This window comes from Streptomyces sp. NPDC005799 (assembly GCF_040630525.1).
Lineage (GTDB): Bacteria > Actinomycetota > Actinomycetes > Streptomycetales > Streptomycetaceae > Streptomyces > Streptomyces griseorubiginosus_B.
In genome coordinates, this window is sequence record NZ_JBEXXQ010000030.1 from 38,370 (window position 1) to 57,526 (window position 19,157).

Annotated in this window: 16 protein-coding genes and 1 pseudogene; 11 read left to right on the plus strand and 6 right to left on the minus strand. The window is 71.8% G+C overall.

Annotated features, from left to right (window positions below; genetic code table 11):
- Nucleotides 1-32: 32 nt before the first annotated feature.
- Nucleotides 33-1,097: a maleylpyruvate isomerase family mycothiol-dependent enzyme gene (locus tag ABZ453_RS27570; protein ID WP_359018753.1), complete on the plus strand. Its 1,065-nt coding sequence runs from the start codon at nucleotides 33-35 to the stop codon at nucleotides 1,095-1,097.
- Nucleotides 1,098-1,170: 73 nt separating this feature from the next.
- Here ABZ453_RS27570 and ABZ453_RS27575 read toward each other — a convergent pair.
- The 3 genes and pseudogenes from ABZ453_RS27575 to ABZ453_RS27585 all read right to left on the minus strand — a co-directional run.
- Nucleotides 1,171-1,305: pseudogene (locus ABZ453_RS27575) on the minus strand (ectoine hydroxylase); the annotation flags it as partial.
- 425 nt (nucleotides 1,306-1,730) lie between these two features.
- Complete coding sequence (locus ABZ453_RS27580) at nucleotides 1,731-2,426, minus strand: GntR family transcriptional regulator (protein ID WP_359018755.1); 696 nt, start codon at nucleotides 2,424-2,426, stop codon at nucleotides 1,731-1,733.
- Nucleotides 2,427-2,472: 46 nt separating this feature from the next.
- Nucleotides 2,473-2,859: a nuclear transport factor 2 family protein gene (locus ABZ453_RS27585; RefSeq protein ID WP_359018901.1), complete on the minus strand. Its 387-nt coding sequence runs from the start codon at nucleotides 2,857-2,859 to the stop codon at nucleotides 2,473-2,475.
- Nucleotides 2,860-3,052: 193 nt separating this feature from the next.
- On the opposite strand from ABZ453_RS27585, the gene ABZ453_RS27590 reads away from it, so the two are divergent.
- The gene (locus ABZ453_RS27590) at nucleotides 3,053-4,051 is read left to right on the plus strand and encodes a helix-turn-helix domain-containing protein (RefSeq protein WP_359018757.1); all 999 of its coding nucleotides are present in this window, start codon (nucleotides 3,053-3,055) and stop codon (nucleotides 4,049-4,051) included.
- Between the two features lie 21 nt (nucleotides 4,052-4,072).
- Here ABZ453_RS27590 and ABZ453_RS27595 read toward each other — a convergent pair whose 3' ends face one another.
- The 3 genes from ABZ453_RS27595 to ABZ453_RS27605 all read right to left on the minus strand — a co-directional run bounded on the left by ABZ453_RS27595 (nucleotide 4,073) and on the right by ABZ453_RS27605 (nucleotide 8,046).
- A complete protein-coding gene (locus ABZ453_RS27595) occupies nucleotides 4,073-5,659 on the minus strand; it encodes a sugar ABC transporter ATP-binding protein (protein WP_359018759.1) in 1,587 nt (528 codons plus the stop codon).
- Nucleotides 5,660-5,757: 98 nt separating this feature from the next.
- Complete coding sequence (locus ABZ453_RS27600; RefSeq protein WP_359018761.1) at nucleotides 5,758-6,864, minus strand: sugar ABC transporter substrate-binding protein; 1,107 nt, start codon at nucleotides 6,862-6,864, stop codon at nucleotides 5,758-5,760.
- Between the two features lie 57 nt (nucleotides 6,865-6,921).
- Nucleotides 6,922-8,046 carry an ABC transporter permease gene (locus tag ABZ453_RS27605; RefSeq protein ID WP_359018763.1) on the minus strand — a complete coding sequence of 375 codons (1,125 nt, stop codon included), beginning with the start codon at nucleotides 8,044-8,046 and terminating at the stop codon, nucleotides 6,922-6,924.
- 290 nt (nucleotides 8,047-8,336) lie between these two features.
- Here ABZ453_RS27605 and ABZ453_RS27610 point away from each other — a divergent pair, with 290 nt between their 5' ends.
- The 9 genes from ABZ453_RS27610 (at nucleotide 8,337) to ABZ453_RS27650 (ending at nucleotide 18,925) form a co-directional block, all read left to right on the plus strand.
- Nucleotides 8,337-9,161 (plus strand): SDR family oxidoreductase, encoded by an 825-nt coding sequence (locus tag ABZ453_RS27610; RefSeq protein ID WP_359018765.1) that lies wholly within the window; start codon nucleotides 8,337-8,339, stop codon nucleotides 9,159-9,161.
- A 9-nt stretch (nucleotides 9,162-9,170) separates the two neighbouring features.
- A complete protein-coding gene (locus ABZ453_RS27615) occupies nucleotides 9,171-9,962 on the plus strand; it encodes a molybdenum cofactor biosynthesis F family protein (RefSeq protein WP_359018767.1) in 792 nt (263 codons plus the stop codon).
- A 36-nt stretch (nucleotides 9,963-9,998) separates the two neighbouring features.
- Entirely contained in the window at nucleotides 9,999-11,429 is a 1,431-nt protein-coding gene (locus tag ABZ453_RS27620) for a fumarylacetoacetate hydrolase family protein (protein WP_359018769.1), read from the plus strand.
- Complete coding sequence (dapA, locus tag ABZ453_RS27625) at nucleotides 11,426-12,361, plus strand: 4-hydroxy-tetrahydrodipicolinate synthase (RefSeq protein ID WP_359018771.1); 936 nt, start codon at nucleotides 11,426-11,428, stop codon at nucleotides 12,359-12,361. The genes ABZ453_RS27620 and dapA overlap by 4 nt, the downstream gene beginning before the upstream one ends.
- Before the next feature lie 2 nt (nucleotides 12,362-12,363).
- On the plus strand, nucleotides 12,364-13,845 hold the full coding sequence (gene hpaE / locus ABZ453_RS27630) for a 5-carboxymethyl-2-hydroxymuconate semialdehyde dehydrogenase (RefSeq protein WP_359018773.1): 1,482 nt from the start codon (nucleotides 12,364-12,366) through the stop codon (nucleotides 13,843-13,845).
- On the plus strand, nucleotides 13,842-14,837 hold the full coding sequence (gene hpaD, locus ABZ453_RS27635; protein WP_359018775.1) for a 3,4-dihydroxyphenylacetate 2,3-dioxygenase: 996 nt from the start codon (nucleotides 13,842-13,844) through the stop codon (nucleotides 14,835-14,837). The genes hpaE and hpaD overlap by 4 nt, the downstream gene beginning before the upstream one ends.
- 8 nt (nucleotides 14,838-14,845) lie before the next feature.
- Nucleotides 14,846-15,799 (plus strand): helix-turn-helix domain-containing protein, encoded by a 954-nt coding sequence (locus tag ABZ453_RS27640; RefSeq protein WP_359018777.1) that lies wholly within the window; start codon nucleotides 14,846-14,848, stop codon nucleotides 15,797-15,799.
- Nucleotides 15,800-15,935: 136 nt separating this feature from the next.
- Nucleotides 15,936-17,471: a GMC family oxidoreductase N-terminal domain-containing protein gene (locus ABZ453_RS27645; protein ID WP_359018779.1), complete on the plus strand. Its 1,536-nt coding sequence runs from the start codon at nucleotides 15,936-15,938 to the stop codon at nucleotides 17,469-17,471.
- Nucleotides 17,468-18,925: an aldehyde dehydrogenase family protein gene (locus ABZ453_RS27650; RefSeq protein WP_359018781.1), complete on the plus strand. Its 1,458-nt coding sequence runs from the start codon at nucleotides 17,468-17,470 to the stop codon at nucleotides 18,923-18,925. Before ABZ453_RS27645 ends, ABZ453_RS27650 begins: the two co-directional genes overlap by 4 nt.
- The last annotated feature ends 232 nt before the right edge of the window (nucleotides 18,926-19,157 follow it).

The following is a 19,157-nucleotide window of genomic DNA, read 5'->3' on the forward strand; positions in this document are numbered from 1 at the left end:
GCAGACTGCTTGCCGGCGACAGGAGGCGCAGGGTGACCGAGGACGACCACGAGAGGGTCCGCGACCTGCTCGCGGCCTGGGCCTTCGGCACCCTCCCGCCCGAGGAGCGTCAGACGGTCGCCGACCATCTGGCCGAGTGCGGGACCTGCGCGGCCGAGGCGGAACGGCTGCGGGAGACGGTACGGCTCCTGGACGGGCCCGTGGGCAGCGGCGCGGACGGGCAGCCGGACGCCGCGCCCACCGCCGACCTGTACGCCGAGTCCGCGCAGGACCTCTCCGGTGTGCTGTCCGCGGCCCTGCGCGCCCGCCCCGTACTGCCCCGGGTGGCGGGGCACGCCGTCCCCTACGCCGCCGCGGTCGCCGGGCTGAAGGCGCTGCTGTCCGAGGCGGAGGGCCGTTGGTCGATGCCGGTCGTGCACGACTGGGACGTGCACGCGACCCTCGCCCATCTCCTGGCCGCCGACGAGCCGCTCGCCGGGCGCCTGGGCATCGGGCCGCGCGTCCCGGGCACGCCCGTCGAGGGCGAGGGCGAGGGCGAGGCGGACTGGGCGGGCGCCTGGAACCGTCGTACCTCCGAGGTCATCGCGCACGAGTACGGCCGTACACCCGCCGAGACGGTCGCCGACTGGTCCGCGCAGGCCGCCGCGCTGCTCGCCGCACCGGAGGCCCACGACCCCGAACTGGCGGCGCGGGCAACGACGTTGATGGGCGTCCGGCTGCCCGTCGCCGAGCACTTCCTGGTGCGGGCCTTCGAGACGTGGATCCACACCGACGACATCGGACGCGCCCTGGGCCTGGCCGTGCCGCCCCCGCCCGCCGACCACCTGGGGCAACTGGTGCGGCTGGCCGTCCGCATCCTCGGCCTCGCCCTCGGACCCACCGCGCCCCCGGTGCTGTTCGCGGTGACCGGGGGCGAACAGTGGGTGCTGGGCTCCGAGGACGAGCCCGTGGGAGCCGAACTCACCCTGGATCCGGTCGACTTCTGCCTCCTGGTGGGCGGCCGGTACGCACCGGACGATGTCCCGCGCGGCACCACGGGCGACGAGGAGGCCGTACGGAACGTGCTGGAACGGGCCGCGTCGCTGTCCTGGTTGTAGCGGGCGCGGTGTGACACGGATCGGCCCGGCCCCCTCTCAGGGGCCGGGCCGACTCGTTGCGTCCAACGACGCGTCAGCGCACCGGGGTGAAGTCCCGTGCTCCGATGAACTCCGGTCGCCGTACGGGCGCCGCAAAGGGCTCGACCGCCGGGTTGTCCACGCTGTTGAACACGATGAAGACGTTGCTGCGGGGGAATGGGGTTACGTCGGCACCGGGGCGCGTAACGTACCGGCGGTAGGAAACCGCTGGCCGGGTACGGATCCTGTGGGACGGTCACCCTCAAGGCGTACGCGAAGTGGCAGAAGGAGTGCGGTGTCGGCGGCCCGTACGACGGCATCGGGTGGCGGGCCCACGCCGAGTGGTCGGTCTTTGGCCGGTCGCCGCTGACCCGCAGGCCGGGCGGCACCTGGCGGGGCGTGCCGTCCGGACCGGCGCCGGTGGTGTGCCGCGTGGTCACGAACAGGGCCTGGTTCGCCGCGTGTTCGCTGACGCGTACAGCCGGATGCGCAGAGCGGGCGCCGAGCACCCGACGGCACCGGGCCGTATGCCGGCGGTGAGGAAACCGGGCTGCCGAGAACCTTCGCCGCGCCGACGAGGCGGAAGCGGTCCGGCGGGAGGGCGGCCCGCCTCGGTCAGGCCGGCGGTGTGCCGCCGTCGGCTTCGGACACCGCCGCGCCGGTGTGCAGCTTGTGCGCACGGGCCTTCTGCTCGATGCGCTCCGCCGGGGCGCCGGCGGCGATGAGGTCGAGCAGTTCGGCGTGCTCCGCGACCGAGGAGGCGGACCGGCCGGGGACGTAGAGGAACACCGAGCGGCGGATGGTGTCCAGCCGGGCCCACTGGGCTTCCAGCAGCCCCCGCACATGGTGGTTCGGGCAGCGCTCGTAGATGGTGAAGTGGAAATCGCGGTTCAGTGCGGAGAACAGGATCGGGTCGAGGTCGTCGAGCGACGTCCGCAGCCGGCCGTTGATCTTCCGGGCCCGGGCGAGGTCGGTGCGCCGCATGCGGGGGGCGGCCAGCGCGGTGGCGTACCCCTCCAGCAGCGCGACCACATGGAGGGTCTGCACGAACTCCTGCTTGTCGAACGTGGCGACCCGGGCGCCGACGTTGCGCTGGAAGTCCACGTATCCCTCGGCCTCCAGCCGGCGTACCGCTTCGCGGACGGGGACCGGGCTGACCCCCAGCTCGCGCGCCAACTCGTCGAGAACGAGCCGGTAGCCGGGGCCGTAGACGCCACTGGTGATGCGTTCCCGGATGGTGGTGTAGGCGAACTCGACCCGGGAGGCGGACTTCGGAGGCGGTGAGCCGGCGTCCGGCTGACGGGCGGTCATGGGGTAAATCATATATGAATTACACCGTGTGACGGGGGTCGGCCGGTCAGCTCATCGCCGCGCGGACCAGGTGGGTGTCGGTGAACTGCTCGAACCGGACCACTCGGCCGTCGCGTACCGTCCAGTGGTGCACGAACCGGGCCCGCATCGCCTTTCCGGTCGCCCGGTAGGTGCCCGAGTAGGTGCCGAACGCGACCACGCTCTCGCCGTCGTCCACCAACTGCTCCGGCACCGCCTCGTAGCCCGCCCAGTCCACGCCCAGCCGCTCGAACACCGCCTCCCGCACGGCGGCGGGACCGTGGTAGGTGCCCGCGTACGGAAAGCCGGCCATCTCCGTCCACTCCACGTCCGGGGCGAAGGGGGCGACCATGCCGTCCAGATCGCCCCGCGCCGACGCGGCGTAGTGGTCTTCGATGATCTGCAGGGGAGTCATGTCGGTCACGTCGCCGTCCTCGTCCGGTGTGCGGGCACCTCGTGCTCCGAGTGTCGGGCCGCCCGCGTCCGTCGGCTTGTGCCACCGGCGCCGGTGCTTGTCGTCGGGTGAACTGCTTCGGGGGTGTTAATCCTAGGTGATATCGCATACGATCCTATGATCCGACTCCGGCCTCATGGGACGTGAGGTAGCCATGACTGTGCTGGTGAGAACCGCTGATGTCTCTGCCCGAGAGCGTGAGGAGGCCTGGCGCGCGGCCGTCGCCGAGGCTTTCGTCCCACTCGATTTCACCTTCTCCGATCCCGCCACCTTCTGCGGCGAGATCTCCGCCGACCTCCTGGGCAGCGTGGCGGTGTGCCGGGTGACCGCCGGCCCGCACCGCGCGCTGCGCACCGAACAGCAGATCGCCCGGACCGAGACGCCGTACTACAAGCTGAGCATGCCGTTGCGCGGCTACGTGCTGGTCTCCCAGGAGGGCCGCCAGGCCTCGCTCCTCCCCGGTGACCTGGCGCTCTACGACACCAGCCGACCGTACGAGGTGTCCTTCGACGACAACTGCCGACTGCTCGTGCTGATGTTCCCGCACCGCGACCTCCGCCTGGGCTACGACGCGGTCAGCCGGCTCACCGCCCGCCAGGTGTCCGGCCGCACCGGGATCGGCGCACTGGTGGCCCCGCTGCTGGTGAATCTGGCCGAGCGGCTGGACGAGATCGGCGGGGCCCAGTCGGCGCGGCTGGCCGACAACGTCATCGACCTGCTCGGCACGCTCTACGCCGACCTGCTCACCGTCCTCGGGCATCGGCCGACCGACCCCCGGCGCACCCTCATGGCCAAGATGCACTGCTTCATCGAGGACCGGCTGGACGACCCGGACCTTGATCCGGAGACGGTCGCGGCGGCCTGCCACATTTCCGTCGGCTATCTGCACAAGCTGTTCCGGGCCGAGGGCACCTCGGTCTCCCGGGTGATCCGGGAGAGGCGGCTGGAGCAGTGCCGCCGCGACCTGGTCGCGCCGGCCAGCCGCGACCAGGCGGTGAGTGCCATCGGCGCGCACTGGGGCTTCCTCGACGCGGCCCACTTCAGTCGGATCTTCAAGGCCGCGTACGGGGTGTCGCCCCGCGAGTACCGGCTGAGCCGGGACCCGTTCGCGACCGCGGCGATCACGGCGGAGGCCGTGGGCTTAGGGGTGTGAGCCCGGGGGTGACGGCGTCGTTCAGTCGGCCGTGTTCATCTCGGTGAGCAGACGGTGCCGGGTCAGTTCAGGACCGGACAGCTCGGCGGCCACCCTGCCGTGCCGGAACACCAGGACCCGGTGGCAGAGCGAGACCAGCTCGTCGAGATCGGTCGAGCACAGCAGCACCACGGCGTCCTGGCAGGCGCTCCGGATCAGCTCGTGCATCTCGGCCTTGGCGCCGACGTCGACGCCGCGGGTCGGGTCGTCGAGCAGCAGGGTGGACGGTGACGCCTCCAGCCACTTCGCCAGGACCACCTTCTGCTGGTTTCCGCCGGAGAGCAGCCCGGCGGCCTGTTCGACACCGGAGGTGCGGACCGCCAGCCGGGCGACCCGGTCGGCCGCCCGCCGGCGCAGCTCCGACCGGCGCACCACGGCGCCGTCGCGGGCCAGGGCGACCGAGCGCACCTGCGCGATGTTCTGCCAGATCGGTTTGTCCGGCATCAGCCCGAGCCGGCGGTCGCCCGAGACCACGGCCACGCCCCGGCGTACCGCCTGCCGCAGACCGTGCGGCGGAGCCCCGGCCCCGGCCTGGCCGGGCAGTCGCAGCGTGGCGGCGGACGGTGAGCGGACCCCGGAGACGACTTCCAGCAGCGTCTGGTGGCCCGCCCCGGCGACCCCGGCCAGCCCCACGATCTCGCCGACCCGCGCGGTGAGACCGACGCCGTCGAGCACGCCGGGCACCGTGACACCGTGCACCTCCAGGCTTGCGGCCGGATCCGGATCCGGATCCGGAACGGGGACCGGTACCGCCGCTGGTGCTGGTGCTGGTGCTGGTGCTGGTGCTGGTGCTGGTGCTGGTGCTGCGCCGTGGTCCTGCCAGGCGGAAGCCTCCTCCGCGAGGAGCCGGTCGCCCAGCATGGCCCGGACGATGCCGTCGATGGTGAGGCCGGCCCGGTCGGCCCCGGCCAGCACCACCTCTCCGTCCCGCAGGATGGTGACCCGGTCGCTGAGGTGCATGACCTCTTCGAGGAGGTGCGAGACGAAGACGACCGCCACCTGCCGTCGGCGCAGCACGTCGAGTACGTCGAGCAGGCGCCGGCTGCCGTGGTCGTCGAGGGCGGAGGTCGGCTCGTCGAGGATGAGCACGCGCGGCTCGGTCAGCAGGGCCTTGGCGATCTCGACCAACTGCCGCTGTGCGAGGGTCAGGTCGCCGACGGGGGCGCGCAGCGGGACATCGAGACCGAGCTCGGCGAGGACCGGCCCGGCCTGGGCGGCCATCGCGCGCCGGTCGAACAGCACACCACGGCGCAACCGCTCCCGCTTGGTGAACAGGTTCGCCAGGACGTCCAGGTCAGGGAACAGGTTCAGTTCCTGGGACACCACGGCGACACCGTGCCGGGCCGCGTCGGCGGTGTCGCGGAACCGCACCTGCTCACCGTCGAGCAGGATCCGGCCGCTGTCCGGCTCGACCGCTCCGGCGAGGATCTTCACCAGCGTGGACTTGCCGGCGCCGTTCTCACCGAGTAGCGCGTGCACGGTGCCCGGCGCCACCGCGAAGTCCGTGGGGCGCAGCGCCACCACCCCGCCGTACGACCGGTGCACGCCGGACGTTTCGAGCACGTTCATGTCGGCGGTCCTCCTGTGAGCTGTGAGCTGTGAGCTGTGAGCTGTGAGCTGTGCGTGAGGCCGTGCGGGGCCGGCGCACCGGACCCGCACGGGTGATGTCAGTCGGCCTTGCCCAGCGGGGCCAGCGGCGGGTCGGCCAGCTGCTTGTCGATCTCCTTCTTGAACCAGGCCCTGCGCGACTCAGGGCTCTTCTGACGGGCCAGGATGCTGTCGACGTTGGACTTGTCGACCAGCAGGTTGCCGGAGTTCCACCAGCCCTCGGGCACCGGCTTGCAGGTGCGCTTGGCCTGGATCAGCAGATGCATGGCGATGTAGCCCTTCATCCAGTGCTCCGGTGAGGACAGCGCGAAGATCTTGCCGTCCTTGACCGCCTGCACAGCCTCCGGCGGCAGGTCCGCGGAGCCGGCCAGGTAGCTGCGGCCGGTCTGCTTGCCGATCAGCGGCAGCGACACGCCGTCCTGGCCGCCCACCCCGATGAACGCGGTCGCGTCGGGGTGCGCCTGCACGATGCTCTTCCACGCGTTGAAGTTGTCGGTGGGCGAGGACTTGGAGTCCAGCGGCCCGACCACTTTCGCGTTCGGCAGTTTGGCCCTCAGCACCGACTGGAGCCCGTCGAGCCGCTGCACGAGCAACTGCAGCGACGGGATGTCGTTGCCCAGCACGATCTGGCCGTCGGCCTTCGGGTGCTGCGCCACGTACGCGTCCCCGAGCAGTTCGCCGAGCTTGGTGTTGCTGTTCGCGACGAACGTCTTGACCTTGGTCCCGGGCGGCGGCGCGGCGTCCACGGCGATGACGGGCACGTCGGCGTCCGTGGCCGAGTTGAGCGGCCGGACGAACAGGTCGGGTGTGACCGTCTCGTAGGCCACCCCGTCGGTCGCGGTACGCGCGACGGCCTGGAACAGCGACACCTCCTTGGGTCCGTCGATGCCGGTGGGTGCGGACAGCTGGAGCTTGACGTTGCCGTCGTCGTCGGCGGCCGCCTTGGCTCCCAGCGCCATCTCCTGGAACGGGTTCTGCGTGGTGTCGGCGTAGACGAAGGCCATGTTCAGCTTCTTGTCGGCGGTGCCGCAGCTGCCGCCCGCGGCACCGCTCTGGGACGACCCCGAGTCGCTGCTGCTACAGGCGCTCATCACCAGCAGCGACGCCATGGACAGCGCGCCGGCGGCCACCGTGCGCCGGCGACGGGTGCCCGCGGCTCTGCTCAACGGTTTCATAGTGACTCCTTCGGAGGGTGGGCAGCGGGCGGAAGACTGCCGCTGGGCTCAGCTGGTGGCCGACTCGGTGGACCGGGGTTCGGCGGACCGGGGTTCGGCGGACCGGGGCTTGGCGGTCCGGCGGGCCGCACGGCGGCGACGCACGAGGCTGTCGATGCCGACCGCGAGCAGGATCACCAGGCCGGTCGCGAAGGCACTCCAGTTGGCCGGCACGCTGAAGTAGGACAGGCCGGTCGCCACCACGTTGAGGAGGATGGCGCCGACCACCGCGCCGAGCACGGTCGCGCTGCCGCCGCGCAGCGGGGTACCGCCGATGACCGCCGCCGCGATCGCCTGCAACTCGAAGCCGCTGCCGATGTTCGGGTCGCCGGAGGTGAAGAACGCCAGGCCCAGCACCGCCGCGACGCCGACGAGCAGGCCGACGAGAACGAGCACCTGCGTGCGGACCCGGGCGATCGAGATGCCGGAGAACTCGGCCGCCTCGGGGTTGGACCCGATGGCCAGCACCCGGTACCCGAACGGGGTGTGGTGCAGCGCCACGCCGACCACCACAGCGACCACCAGCAGCACCAGGACGCTGAACGGGATGCCGAGGACCTTGCCGCCGACGACGGAGAAGAACGAGTCCCCGATGGGGAGGTTGACCACCTGGTTGCCGTCCGTCAGACCGATCGCCAGGCCGCGGAAGACCGACAGGGTGGCCAGCGTGGCGACGATCGTGGGAATCCGCATGGTCGCCACGATCACCGCGTTGACGGCGCCGAGCACACCGCCCAGGGCGATCCCGACGGCCGCCGCGAGCCAGCTGTTGAAACCGGACTGGATGAGCATGGCGACCGAGATCAGGCACAGCCCGAACATCGATCCGACGGACAGGTCGATCTCCCGCATGGATACGAGGTAGGCCATGCCCCCCGCGATCAGGCCGACGTAGACGGAGGCCTGAAGGGTGTCGAGCAACTGGTTGCTCCGGAGGTACGTCGGGTGCAGCGCGCCGATGGCGAACACGAGCACGAGCGTCGCTCCGATGACGCTGACGGACGGCGCGCGGGCCAGCCGCTGCAGTGTGCGCAGAGGGGAGCGGCTCGGCCGCCGGCTCTGCTCCGGCAGCCGTCGCCCCGGCTCGACGCCGGGCTCCGCCGTACCGCGCTGGGCCATGTCGTCGGTGGTCACGTCCGTCCTCATCTCTCATCCGGCCGGGCAGCCCGAACCGGACAAAAATCCGATGCCAGGTACGACCTGATCCAGTGGCCGGGCCGCTGCGGACCATCGGCCGGGCTGGACCGGCCTCGGTGCTACGAGGCTGCGCCAGGCCGGCCCCCGCCGACTTGTCTGTGGGGCGCCAGGCCTTGTCGGCCAATGCACGAACCGCGGCACCGATCACCGTCCCCGTCACGGCGTACCTAGGGTGGGCCCATCTCCCCCCGTGTCCCGCCGGGCCGTTCGCCCCACCAGGAGGACCCATGTCCGCAGCCCCACCTCACCCGGGCCACGCCGCCCGTTTCACCGACGCCGTCGCGCTGGTGACCGGCGCGGGTACCGGGATCGGCGCGGCCGTCTGCCGGCGCCTTGCCGCCGAGGGCGCCCGCGTCGTGCTCAGCGGACGGCGCGAAGGGCCGCTGCGGAAGGTCGCCGGGCAACTCGGGGACAGAGCCCTGGTGGTGGCGGGAGACGCGGCCGTCAAGGAGGACATGCGCCGGGTGATCGACTCCGCGCTGGAGGTGTACGGCCGGCTCGACGTGGTGGTGGCCTCCGCGGGCGGTCACCACCCGGGAGCCGTCGCCGACACCGACGACGACGCGTGGCGTTACAGCATGAGCGCCAACCTGGACAGCGCCTTCGTCACCCTCCGCGAGACGCTGCCGCACCTGATGGCGAGCGGGGGCAACGCGGTGGTGCTGTCCTCGATCGCGGGCCTGTTCGCCGGCCCCGGCGTGGCCGGGTACGTGACGACGAAGCACGCCCTGATCGGACTGGTCCGGTCGGTCGCCCGCGACTACGGCCACCAAGGGGTACGGGTCAACGCGGTGTGCCCTGGCTGGGTGCGCACACCGATGGCCGACGAGCAGATGGACGGCCTGGGCGCCCGGTACGGCATCGACCGCGAGGACGCCTACCGGCTGGTGACCAAGGACGTGCCGCTGCGCCGCCCGGCCGAACCCGAGGAGATCGCCGACCTGGTGGCGTTCCTGGCCTCGCGCGAGGCCTCTGTGATGACGGGCGCCGTGGTCGTGGCCGACGGCGGCGCCACCTGTGTGGACCTGCCCACGCTGGCCTTCGCGGACTGAGGAACTCTCATGACCGACATGACCGCCGCCGTACCTTCCGACTGGAAGGCCATGGACGACTTCGCGGCAGGCATCGACGCCAATCGGCTGCCCCGTACCGAGGCGCTGGCCGGCACCTCGCTCTCGATCGCCCAGGCCGACGGCGGGGCACTGTACCTGGACCTGCGCACCGGACAGGAGGTGTCCTGGCGGGACGGGGCGGGCCGGCAGGGCACCGACTGGTACGAGGCGGTCGAGGTGCGCGACGGCGTCCACTACCTGACGGTCACCGACGAGGACCGCCCGCTGCGTGCCGTCGTCCTCGTGATCAACCGCAACACCGGGCGGACCCTGACGGCGGAGTCCCTCATCGCCGACGCGCCCTCACCCGGCCGCCCCCGGGTGGGGCAGGTCTTCACCCCCGGCGTACTGACCGGCTCGTCGCCGAGGGGCGCCGAGCCGGCGCCCAGCCGGGACCTGATCGGGCTGCGCGCGCTCTACCGCTACAGCCCGAACCACCTGTACGAGCACGTGTACCTGTCCAGCGAGCGCTACGCCTGGCAGTGCCTGGTCGGCGAGCAGCGCGGACACGGCGACGTGGACCTGGCCGACACCTGGGGCCTGGGGGACGACCTCTACGTCTTCACGTTCCGGGAGTTCCTGATCCCGGTCGCGGCGACCTGGCTGTACGACCTGCGCGCCCTGCGCACCACCGGCACGTTCTTCGGTCTCGGCGCGGACGGCCGGGCCAAGGTGGCGCCGGGCGGTGCCGTCATCGTCCCCCTCGGCCGGGCGACCTACCCCGACGAGCAGCCCGTCTGAACGCGTGCCCTCGACCACGACCGCTGAAGGTGCCTGATGACGCATCCACTGGGCAGCACCCCATCGAAGATCATCGCGGTCCATCTGAACTATCCCAGCCGCGCGAAGGAGCGCGGGCGGATACCGAACCATCCCTCCTACTTCCTCAAGCCGCCGTCCTCGCTGGCCGGCACCGGAGAGGCGGTCGTCCGCCCGGACGGCTGCGAACTCATGAGCTTCGAGGGCGAGATCGCCCTCGTCATCGGCACCCGGGCCGGCCGGGTACGCCCCGAGGACGGCTGGTCGTACGTCCGGTGGGTGACGGCGGCGAACGACGCGGGCGTGTACGACCTGCGGTACGCGGACCGCGGCTCCAACCTCCGCTCGAAAGGGGCGGACGGCTTCACCCCGATCGGGCCGCGTCTGCTGGACGCCGCCGGACTCGACCCCGCCGCCCTGCGGTTGCGGACCTGGGTCAACGGCGAGCTCGTGCAGGACGACACGACGGACACGCTGCTGTTCCCCTTCGGGCACCTGATCGCGGACCTCTCGCGGCTGGTCACCCTGGAGCCGGGCGATGTGATCCTCACCGGCACCCCCGCGGGGGCGTCGGTCGTCTCGCCAGGTGATGTGGTGGAAGTCGAGGTCACCGGCGGGGAGTCGACGACCGGACGGCTGCGCACTCCGATCACCGACGGCCCCCCGCTCGCCCCCTGGGGGGCGATGCCCAGGGTCGATCGGGCCGAGCGGGAGGGGGCGTACGGGAGCGCGTACGTGCCCGGACCCGTGCTCGACGAAGACCTCGCTGCGGGACTGCGGTCGGTGGCGGTGGCAACGCTGAGCGCACAGTTGCGGGGGCGCGGTCTGCCGCACATGTCGATCGACGGCGTGCGCCCGGCCGTACCCGGCACCCGCATGGCGGGGGTCGCGCACACGTTGCGCTATCTGCCGCTGCGCGAGGATCTGTTCCAGCGGTACGGCACCGGTATGAACGCCCAGAAGCGGGCGATCGAGGAACTGCGCCCGGGGCATGTCCTGGTGATGGACGCCCGCAGGGACGCCTCCGCCGGAACTCTGGGCGACATTCTCGCCCTGCGTGCCCAGCGGCGGGGCGCGGCCGGGGTGGTGACCGACGGCGCCGTCCGCGACAGCGCCGCCGTCGCCGGCCTGGGCCTGCCGGTCTACGCCGCGGGCAGTCACCCCTCCGTCCTCGGCCGCCGGCATGTGCCCTGGGACACGGGCGTGCCGGTCGCCTGCGGCGGGGCTCTCGTCCAGCCCGGTGACCTGATCGTGGGCGACGACGACGGTGTGGTCGTCGTACCGCCGGAGCTGGCCGCCGAGTTGGTCGCGGACTGCCGGGAGCAGGAGCGGCAGGAGCGGTTCATCGCCGGGCAGGTCGCCGCGGGCGAGAGCGTCGACGGTCTGTATCCGCTGGGTCCGGCCTGGCGGCAGGCCTATGAAAACTGGTGCAAGGGAGAGGCGAAGTGAAGTTCCGCAGTGATCCGTCGCTCATCCGCGGCTCGATCGCCCCGGTCGTGACCCCGTTCACGGCGGACGGGGCCGTCGACCACGAGAGTCTGGCCGGTCTGATCCGCTTTCAGCTGGAGTCCGGTTCGCATGGTGTCTCGCTCGGCGGATCCACGGGTGAGCCGAGCGCGCAGAGCGTCGCGGAGCGGATCGCGGGGATGCGTACGGCGGTGGAGGTGATCGGGGACCGGGTACCGTTCCTGCCCGGCACGGGTTCGCACAAGCTCGACGAGACCCTGGAACTCACCGCCGCAGCACAGGAGTTGGGGGCGGACGCGGCGTTGGTGATCACGCCGTACTACGCGCGGCCCACACAGGAGGCGCTGTACCAGTGGTACGCGACGGTGGCCCGGGAGTTCCCGGACCTGCCGGTCGTCGCCTACAACGTGCCCTCGCGTACGGCCGTGGACATCGCCCCGGAGACGGTCAGGCGGCTGTTCACCGACTTCGAGAACTTCGTCGGGGTGAAGGAGACCACGAAGGACTTCGAGCATTTCTCGCGGGTGCTGCACGCGTGCGGACGCTCTCTTCTGGTGTGGTCCGGGATCGAGTTGCTGTGTCTGCCGCTTCTGGCGCTGGGCGGTGCGGGGTTCGTCTCGGCGGTGGCGAATCTGGCGCCGGGCGCGGTGGCGCGGATGTACGAACTGTGGGAGGCGGGAGACGCCGAGAGCATGGACGCGGCCCGTGATCTGCACTACCGGTTGCACCCGCTGGTGGACCTGCTGTTCGTGGAGACCAATCCGGCACCGGTCAAGTGGGTGCTGGCGCAGCAGGGCCGTATCGCCTCCCCGTATGTGCGCCCGCCGCTGATCGTCCAGACCGAGGCGGGACTGCCCCGTGTCCGAGGGCTGCTCGCCGAGGGCGGCGACCTCACCCAGCAGATCGGAGCCTGAACATGACCGTCGAGAACCTGCCCTCGGCCATCTCGCACTGGGTCGGCGGCGACCTCGTCGACGCGGCGGACGGCCGTACGTTCGACGTCGCCGATCCGGTGTCCAACACCGTGTACGCGCAGGCCGCGCGTGGTTCGGCGGCCGACGTCGAGAGGGCCGTGACCGCCGCACGGGCCGCTTTCCCGGCCTGGTCGGGTATCTCGAACCGCGAGCGCGCGGACGTGCTGTACCGGATCGCGGACGCGGTCGAGGCCCGCCACGACCGCCTGGCCGCCTTCGAGACCTACGACACCGGCCTGCCCATCACCCAGGCCAAGGGCCAGGCACGCCGGGCGGCGGAGAACTTCCGCTACTTCGCGGACGTGATCGTCGCGCTCGGCGAGGAGGCCTTCCGGCAGGGCGAGGAGCAGTTCTCCTACGTCGTGCGCACTCCGGTCGGGGTGGCCGGGCTGATCACGCCGTGGAACACTCCGTTCATGCTGGAGAGCTGGAAGCTGGCCCCGGCACTCGCCTCCGGCTGCACGCTGGTCCTCAAGCCCGCCGAGTGGACCCCACTGTCCGCCTCCCTGTGGCCGGAGATCTTCGCGGAGGCAGGCGTGCCCGCGGGTGTGGTCAACATCGTCCACGGCATCGGCGAGGAGGCCGGCCAGGCCCTGGTCGACCACCCGGACGTACCGCTGATCTCCTTCACCGGGTCCACCGACACCGGCCGGCACATCATCCGCTCCTCCGCCCAGCACCTCAAGACGGTGTCGATGGAGCTGGGCGGCAAGTCCCCGGTCGTCGTCTTCGCCGACACCGATCTGGAAGCCGCCCTGGACTCCGTCGTGTTCGGGGTGTTCTCCCTCAACGGCGAGCGCTGCACCGCCGGTTCCCGGGTTCTGGTCGAGCGCCCGCTGTACGAGGAGTTCACCCGCCGTCTGGCCGAGCGGGCCGCGAACGTCCGTGTCGGGCTGCCCGCCGACCCGGCCACCGAGGTCGGCGCACTCGTCCACCCCGAGCACTACCAACGCGTCCTGAACTACGTCGAGACCGGGCGCAAGGAGGCACGTCTCGTCGCCGGCGGCACCCGCCCCGGCCACCTGAGCGAGGGCAACTACCTCCAGCCGACCGTCTTCGCCGACGTCGAACGCGACGCCCGCATCTTCCAGGAGGAGATCTTCGGCCCCGTCGTCGCCGTCGCCCCCTTCGACACCGAGGCCGAGGCGATCGAGCTGGCCAACGCCACCCAGTTCGGGCTGGCCGCCTACATCTGGACCTCCGACCTCAAACGCGGCCACCGCATCGCCCACGCCGTCGAGTCCGGCATGATCTGGCTCAACTCCCACAACGTCCGCGACCTGCGCACCCCCTTCGGCGGGGTCAAGGCGTCCGGTGTCGGCCGCGAGGGCGGCGCCCACTCCATCGACTTCTACACCGAGTCGAAGATCGTGCACGTCGCCCTCGGCCATGTGCACACCCCCCGCTTCGGGGCCGCCTCATGACCGCACCCGACGTCATCCGCTCCGCCTACGCCCAGCTGGCCGTCACCGATCTCGGCGCGGCCCGCTGGTTCTGGGTCGACATGCTCGGCTTCCACGTCCAGTACGAGGACCCCGGCACCCTCTGCCTGCGCGGCACCGACGAACTCACCCACCACTCCGTGGTGTTGAGAAAGGGCGCCGTGGCCGCGCTCGACCACTTCGCCTACCGGGTGCGCACCCCGGAGGACGTGGACAAGGCGGAGCGGTTCTTCACCGGGCTGGGCCGGCCGGTCAGGCGGGTGGCCGAGGGCGAGGGCACCCCCGGCGTCGGCGACGCCGTCCGCGTCGTCGACCCCCTCGGCTTCCCCGTCGAGTTCTTCCATGACATCGAGCGAGCCGAACGCCTCATCCAGCGCTACGACCTGCGCCGCGGCGCGGAGGTCGCCCGCCTGGACCACTTCAACATCTGCACCCCCGACATCCCCGCCGCCTACGACCACTACACATCCCTCGGCTTCGGCTGCTCGGAGACCATCGAGGGCGACGAGCACGAGCTGTACGCGGCCTGGATGTACCGCAAACAGACCGTCCACGACGTCGCCTTCACCTGCGGCCCCGGACCCCGCCTGCACCACCTCGGCATCGCCACCCACGAGTCCCACCAGATCCTGCGCGCCGCAGACCTGTTCGGCTCGGTACGCAAGGAACACCACATCGAACGCGGACCGGGCCGGCACGGCGTCTCCAACGCCTTCTACCTCTACCTGCGTGACCCCGACGGCCACCGCGTCGAGATCTACACCTCCGACTACTACACCGGCGACCCCGACCACGAGACCTACCGCTGGAACGTCCACGACGACCGCCGCCGCGACTTCTGGGGCAACGCCGTCATCGAGTCCTGGTACAAGGAAGCCACCCCCGTCCTCGACCTGGACGGCACCCTCCAGCCCGTCACCGACGGCCTGCTCGACGAATCCGCCGTACAGGTCGGCGCCGACGGACTGGGCTGAACCGTCGTATGACGCCCATCACCACGCCCCCCGACGGCACGGCCGACCGACGGCTCGACTTCTGGCGTGACGTCGTCAGCCGGAGCTTCGTCCCGCTGGAAGCGCTGCCGGGTGACTGCTCCGACTTCCGGGCCGAACTGCGCACCGCCAGGGTCGGCGCGGTGCAGGTCTCGGTCGTGACGGCCGAGGCGCACCGTGTGGCCCGGACCCGGCGCCTCATCGGCTCGGACGCCCCCGACGTGGTCAAGGTCAGCCTGCTGCTCGCCGGGCACTGCGTGATCACCCAGGCGGGCCGTCAGGCCGAGCTGACGCCGGGGGAGCTGGCGGTCTACGACACCCGGTACCCGTACGCCCTCGACACCGACCGGCGCTCCCGCAACCTCGTGCTGATGTTCCCGCGGGCCATGCTGCGGCTGCCCGAGCGCGACCTGCGGCGCATGACGGCGACCACCGTGTCCTGCCGGGAGGGAATGGGCACGCTGGTGCGTCCGTTCCTGAGCGGGCTGGCCCGGCAGGTGGACGAACTGGAGAGCGTCGGTACGTCCCGGCTGGCCGAGAACGTGGTGGACGTCGTCGGCACCCTCCTCGCGGAGCACGCCGGTGCCGTCCCGGACCCGGGCGACGAGGGTCCGGCGCTCCTCACGGGCCGCATCCTCGCGTACATGGAACAGCACCTCGCCGATCCGACGCTGGACCCCGACCGGATCGCGGCCGCCCACCGCATCTCACGCCGCTACCTGTACAAACTCCTGGCGGAGCAGGGGGAAACGGTCTCCGGCCGGCTCCGGGAGCGCCGGCTCGCCCGCTGCCACGGGGACCTCACCGACCCGGCGCTGGCCCATGTGCCCATCAGCGCCATCGGCGGCCGGTGGGGCTTCGCGGACCCGGCCCACTTCAGTCATGTGTTCAAGACGGCGTACGGCATCAGCCCGCGTGAGGCACGCGCGCTCCTGTCCGCGTAGCCGACGCCGTCACCGCCCGCGCACGGCACCGCATCTGCGCCGCGCACGGCACCGCACCGTCCCCGTGCACGGCATCGCAACTTCTCCGTGCACCGCGCCACAAGCGGAACCGGCCGCCGCGCCGCACCCTTCCCGCATGGAAGCCGCACGCGATACCTACGACCACATCGTGGTCGGTGCCGGATCCGCCGGCTGCGTCGTCGCACGCAGACTCGCGGACGCCGGCCGGACGGTCCTGCTGATCGAGGCCGGCGGCCGCGACGTCAACCCGGCCATCCACGATCCGGGCCGCATGTGGGAGTTGTGGAACACCTCCGAGGACTACGCCTACGTCACCGAACCCCAGCAGCACGCCGACGGTACCCGGGTGTTCTGGCCGCGCGGCAGAGTGCTCGGCGGCTCCAGCGCCCTCAACGGCATGATCTACGTCCGCGGCCACCGCTCCGACTACGACGACTGGGCCAAGGTGCACGGGGCCACGGGCTGGTCGTACGACGAGGTCCTCCCGTACTTCAGGCGTTCGGAGGACTTCGAGGACGGGCCCTCCCGCTTCCACGGCACCGGCGGCCCGCTGCCGGTCACCCGCAACCACGCGCCCAACCCGGTCTCCGTCGCCTTCGTGGCGGCGTGCGAGCAGTACGGCATCCCGCGCAACGACGACTGCAACGCCGAGGACAGCCTCGGCGCGGGCCTGCTGCACCGCACCATCCGCGACGGCAGACGGGTCAGCGCCTGGACGGCCTTCGTCCGGCCGGTGCTCGACAGCCCACTGCTGACGGTGCTGACCGGCTCCCCGGTCGCCCGAGTGCTCGTCGAGGGCGGCCGGGCCCGCGGGGTGGAGGTGCTGCTGGCCGGCCGGGTCACCCCGGTGCGCTGTACCGGCGACGTGATCCTGTCCGGCGGCACCATCGGCTCGGCCCAGCTCCTCCTCCTCAGCGGGATCGGCCCGGCGGACGAGCTGCGTGCCCTGGGCGTCGACGTGCTCGCCGACCTTCCCGGGGTGGGCGCCAATCTGCACGACCACGCGCTGACCCCGGTGGTGTGGGAGTCGTCCCGCCCGGTGCCGCCGGGCACCGCCAACAAGCTGGAGGCGCAGTACTTCGCGAAGACCGACCCCGCGCTGCCCGCCCCCGACCTCCAGCCGCTGATGTCCCACACACCGCTGCCCGTGGCCGGTGAGGACGTGCCGGAGGAGGGGGACGGCTACACCGTCCTCGCCGGCACCATCCGCCCGCTGAGCCGCGGCCGCCTCCGACTCCGCTCCACCGACCCCACCGAGCCCCCCGTCCTCGACCCGCGCTACTACGCGGATCCGTACGACCTGAGGGCGATGGTCACCGCGGTCGAACAGGTCCGGGAGATCGGCGCCCAGCAGGCCCTGGACCGCTGGCGGGGGCGTGAGATCGGCCCCGGCCCCGGGGTCGTCACCCGGGCCGGGATCACGGCCTACATCAAGCGCAACCTGCTCACCTACCACCATCAGGTCGGCACCTGCCGCATGGGCACCGGCCCCGACGCGGTGGTCGACCCGCACCTGCGCGTGCACGGCATGCCGGGGCTGCGGGTCGCCGACGCCTCGGTCATGCCGGCCATCACCTCCGGCAACACCCACGCACCCACCGTCATGATCGGCGAGCGCTGCGCCGCCTTCGTCCTGGGAGACCCGTCTTGAGCACCCTGAGCACCAGCCCCGCGCGCACCCTGTTCATCGCCGGACAGTGGCGGCCCGCCGCCTCCGGCGCGGAGTTCGAAACCCTCGACCCCGCGACGGGCGAGCCGCACGCGCGCTGTTCCGAGGCCGACGGCACCGACGCCGACGCGGCGGTGGCCGCGGCCCGCGCCGCCCTGCACGACCCACGGTGGGCGGGCCTCACCCCCGCCGGGCGGGCCCGCATTCTCTGGCGGATCGGCGACCTGATCGAGGAACACGCCGAGGAACTCGCCGCCCTGGAGACCCGCGACCAGGGCCAGCCGATCGGTATCGCGAAGGCCGTCAGCGTCGCCGGCGCCGCCGAGCACTTCCGCTACTTCGCCGGATGGGTCACCAAGATCTCCGGCGATACGGAGCCCGTCTCCGTCCCGGGCGTCTTCCACTACACGCGCCGCGAACCGGTCGGCGTCTGCGCCCTGATCACCCCGTGGAACTTCCCCCTCATGATCGCCTCGTGGAAGCTCGCCCCCGCCCTGGCCTGCGGCAACACCGTAGTCCTCAAGCCGGCCGAACAGACGCCCATGACCACGGTCCGGCTGGCGGAACTCTGCCAGGAGGCCGGCGTCCCCTCCGGAGTCGTCAACCTGCTCACCGGCGGCCCCTCCGCCGGCCGCGCCCTGATCGAGCACCCCGGCGTGGACAAGGTCTCCTTCACCGGCTCCACCGAGGTGGGCCGCGAGATCGTCCGGGCCGGCGCGGACAACTTCAAGCGGGTCTCCCTGGAACTCGGCGGAAAGACCCCCGTCCTGGTCCTGCCCGACGCCGACCTCGACGCGGCCGTCACCGGCGCCCTGCTGGGCGGCCTGCTCAACAGTGGCCAGGTGTGCGCCGCGTACTCCCGCTTCTACGTCCACCGCTCGATCGCCGACGCCTTCGCCGAACGCCTCGCGAAGGCCGTCGAGACCCTCCCCATCGGCGCGGGCAGCGATCCGGCCACCCAACTCGGCCCCCTGGTGACCGCGGAACACCGGAACACCGTCGACACCCTGGTACGCACCGGCATCGAAGAAGGAGCGACGCTCCTCACCGGCGGCGCCCCGGTCCCCGACCGCCCAGGCTTCTTCTACCGCCCGACGGTCTTCACCGACGTCCACGACGACATGCGGATCGCCCGTCAGGAGATCTTCGGCCCGGTCCTCGCGGTCCTCCCCTTCGACGACGAGGCAGACGCCGTCGCCCGCGCCAACGACAGCGAGTACGGCCTCGCCGCGTCCCTCTGGACCCGCGACGTCGCCCGCGCCCACCGCCTGGCCCACGCCATCCGCTCCGGCACCGTCTTCATCAACATGCCCAACCCCCTCGACGCCGCGGCCCCCTGGGGTGGCTTCCGCTCCAGCGGCTGGGGCCGAGAGATGGGCCGGAGCGCGATCGACCTCTACACAGAGGTCAAGAGCGTCTGGACATCCCTCGACTGAACCGGCACGCCGCCGCGATCGCCCGACGCGTGAGAACCTGCCCGCGTATCGCCCGTGGACAGCCGTAGATGCCGGTGGCAGCCGTACACGACTGGACCCGCCCGTCGCCCACAGGCGCGGGCGGGTGCAGACGGCTCCTCCGCCCCCCAGGAAGCACTCACCTCGGGGCGGAGGGTGTTGTGGCGACCCAGTAGCCCAGTAGCCCAGTAGCCGAGAGCCCGACGCCGCACAG

What these genes read in the sequence shown, in the direction of transcription:
- ABZ453_RS27580 (WP_359018755.1), bottom strand. Translation starts at nt 2,426, where the DNA reads ATGACCGCCCGTCAGCCGGACGCCGGCTCACCGCCTCCGAAGTCCGCC.
- ABZ453_RS27585 (WP_359018901.1), bottom strand. Translation starts at nt 2,859, where the DNA reads ATGACTCCCCTGCAGATCATCGAAGACCACTACGCCGCGTCGGCGCGG.
- ABZ453_RS27590 (WP_359018757.1), top strand. Translation starts at nt 3,053, where the DNA reads ATGACTGTGCTGGTGAGAACCGCTGATGTCTCTGCCCGAGAGCGTGAG.
- ABZ453_RS27595 (WP_359018759.1), bottom strand. Translation starts at nt 5,659, where the DNA reads ATGAACGTGCTCGAAACGTCCGGCGTGCACCGGTCGTACGGCGGGGTG.
- ABZ453_RS27610 (WP_359018765.1), top strand. Translation starts at nt 8,337, where the DNA reads ATGTCCGCAGCCCCACCTCACCCGGGCCACGCCGCCCGTTTCACCGAC.
- ABZ453_RS27615 (WP_359018767.1), top strand. Translation starts at nt 9,171, where the DNA reads ATGACCGACATGACCGCCGCCGTACCTTCCGACTGGAAGGCCATGGAC.
- ABZ453_RS27620 (WP_359018769.1), top strand. Translation starts at nt 9,999, where the DNA reads ATGACGCATCCACTGGGCAGCACCCCATCGAAGATCATCGCGGTCCAT.
- hpaE (WP_359018773.1), top strand. Translation starts at nt 12,364, where the DNA reads ATGACCGTCGAGAACCTGCCCTCGGCCATCTCGCACTGGGTCGGCGGC.
- hpaD (WP_359018775.1), top strand. Translation starts at nt 13,842, where the DNA reads ATGACCGCACCCGACGTCATCCGCTCCGCCTACGCCCAGCTGGCCGTC.
- ABZ453_RS27640 (WP_359018777.1), top strand. Translation starts at nt 14,846, where the DNA reads ATGACGCCCATCACCACGCCCCCCGACGGCACGGCCGACCGACGGCTC.
- ABZ453_RS27645 (WP_359018779.1), top strand. Translation starts at nt 15,936, where the DNA reads ATGGAAGCCGCACGCGATACCTACGACCACATCGTGGTCGGTGCCGGA.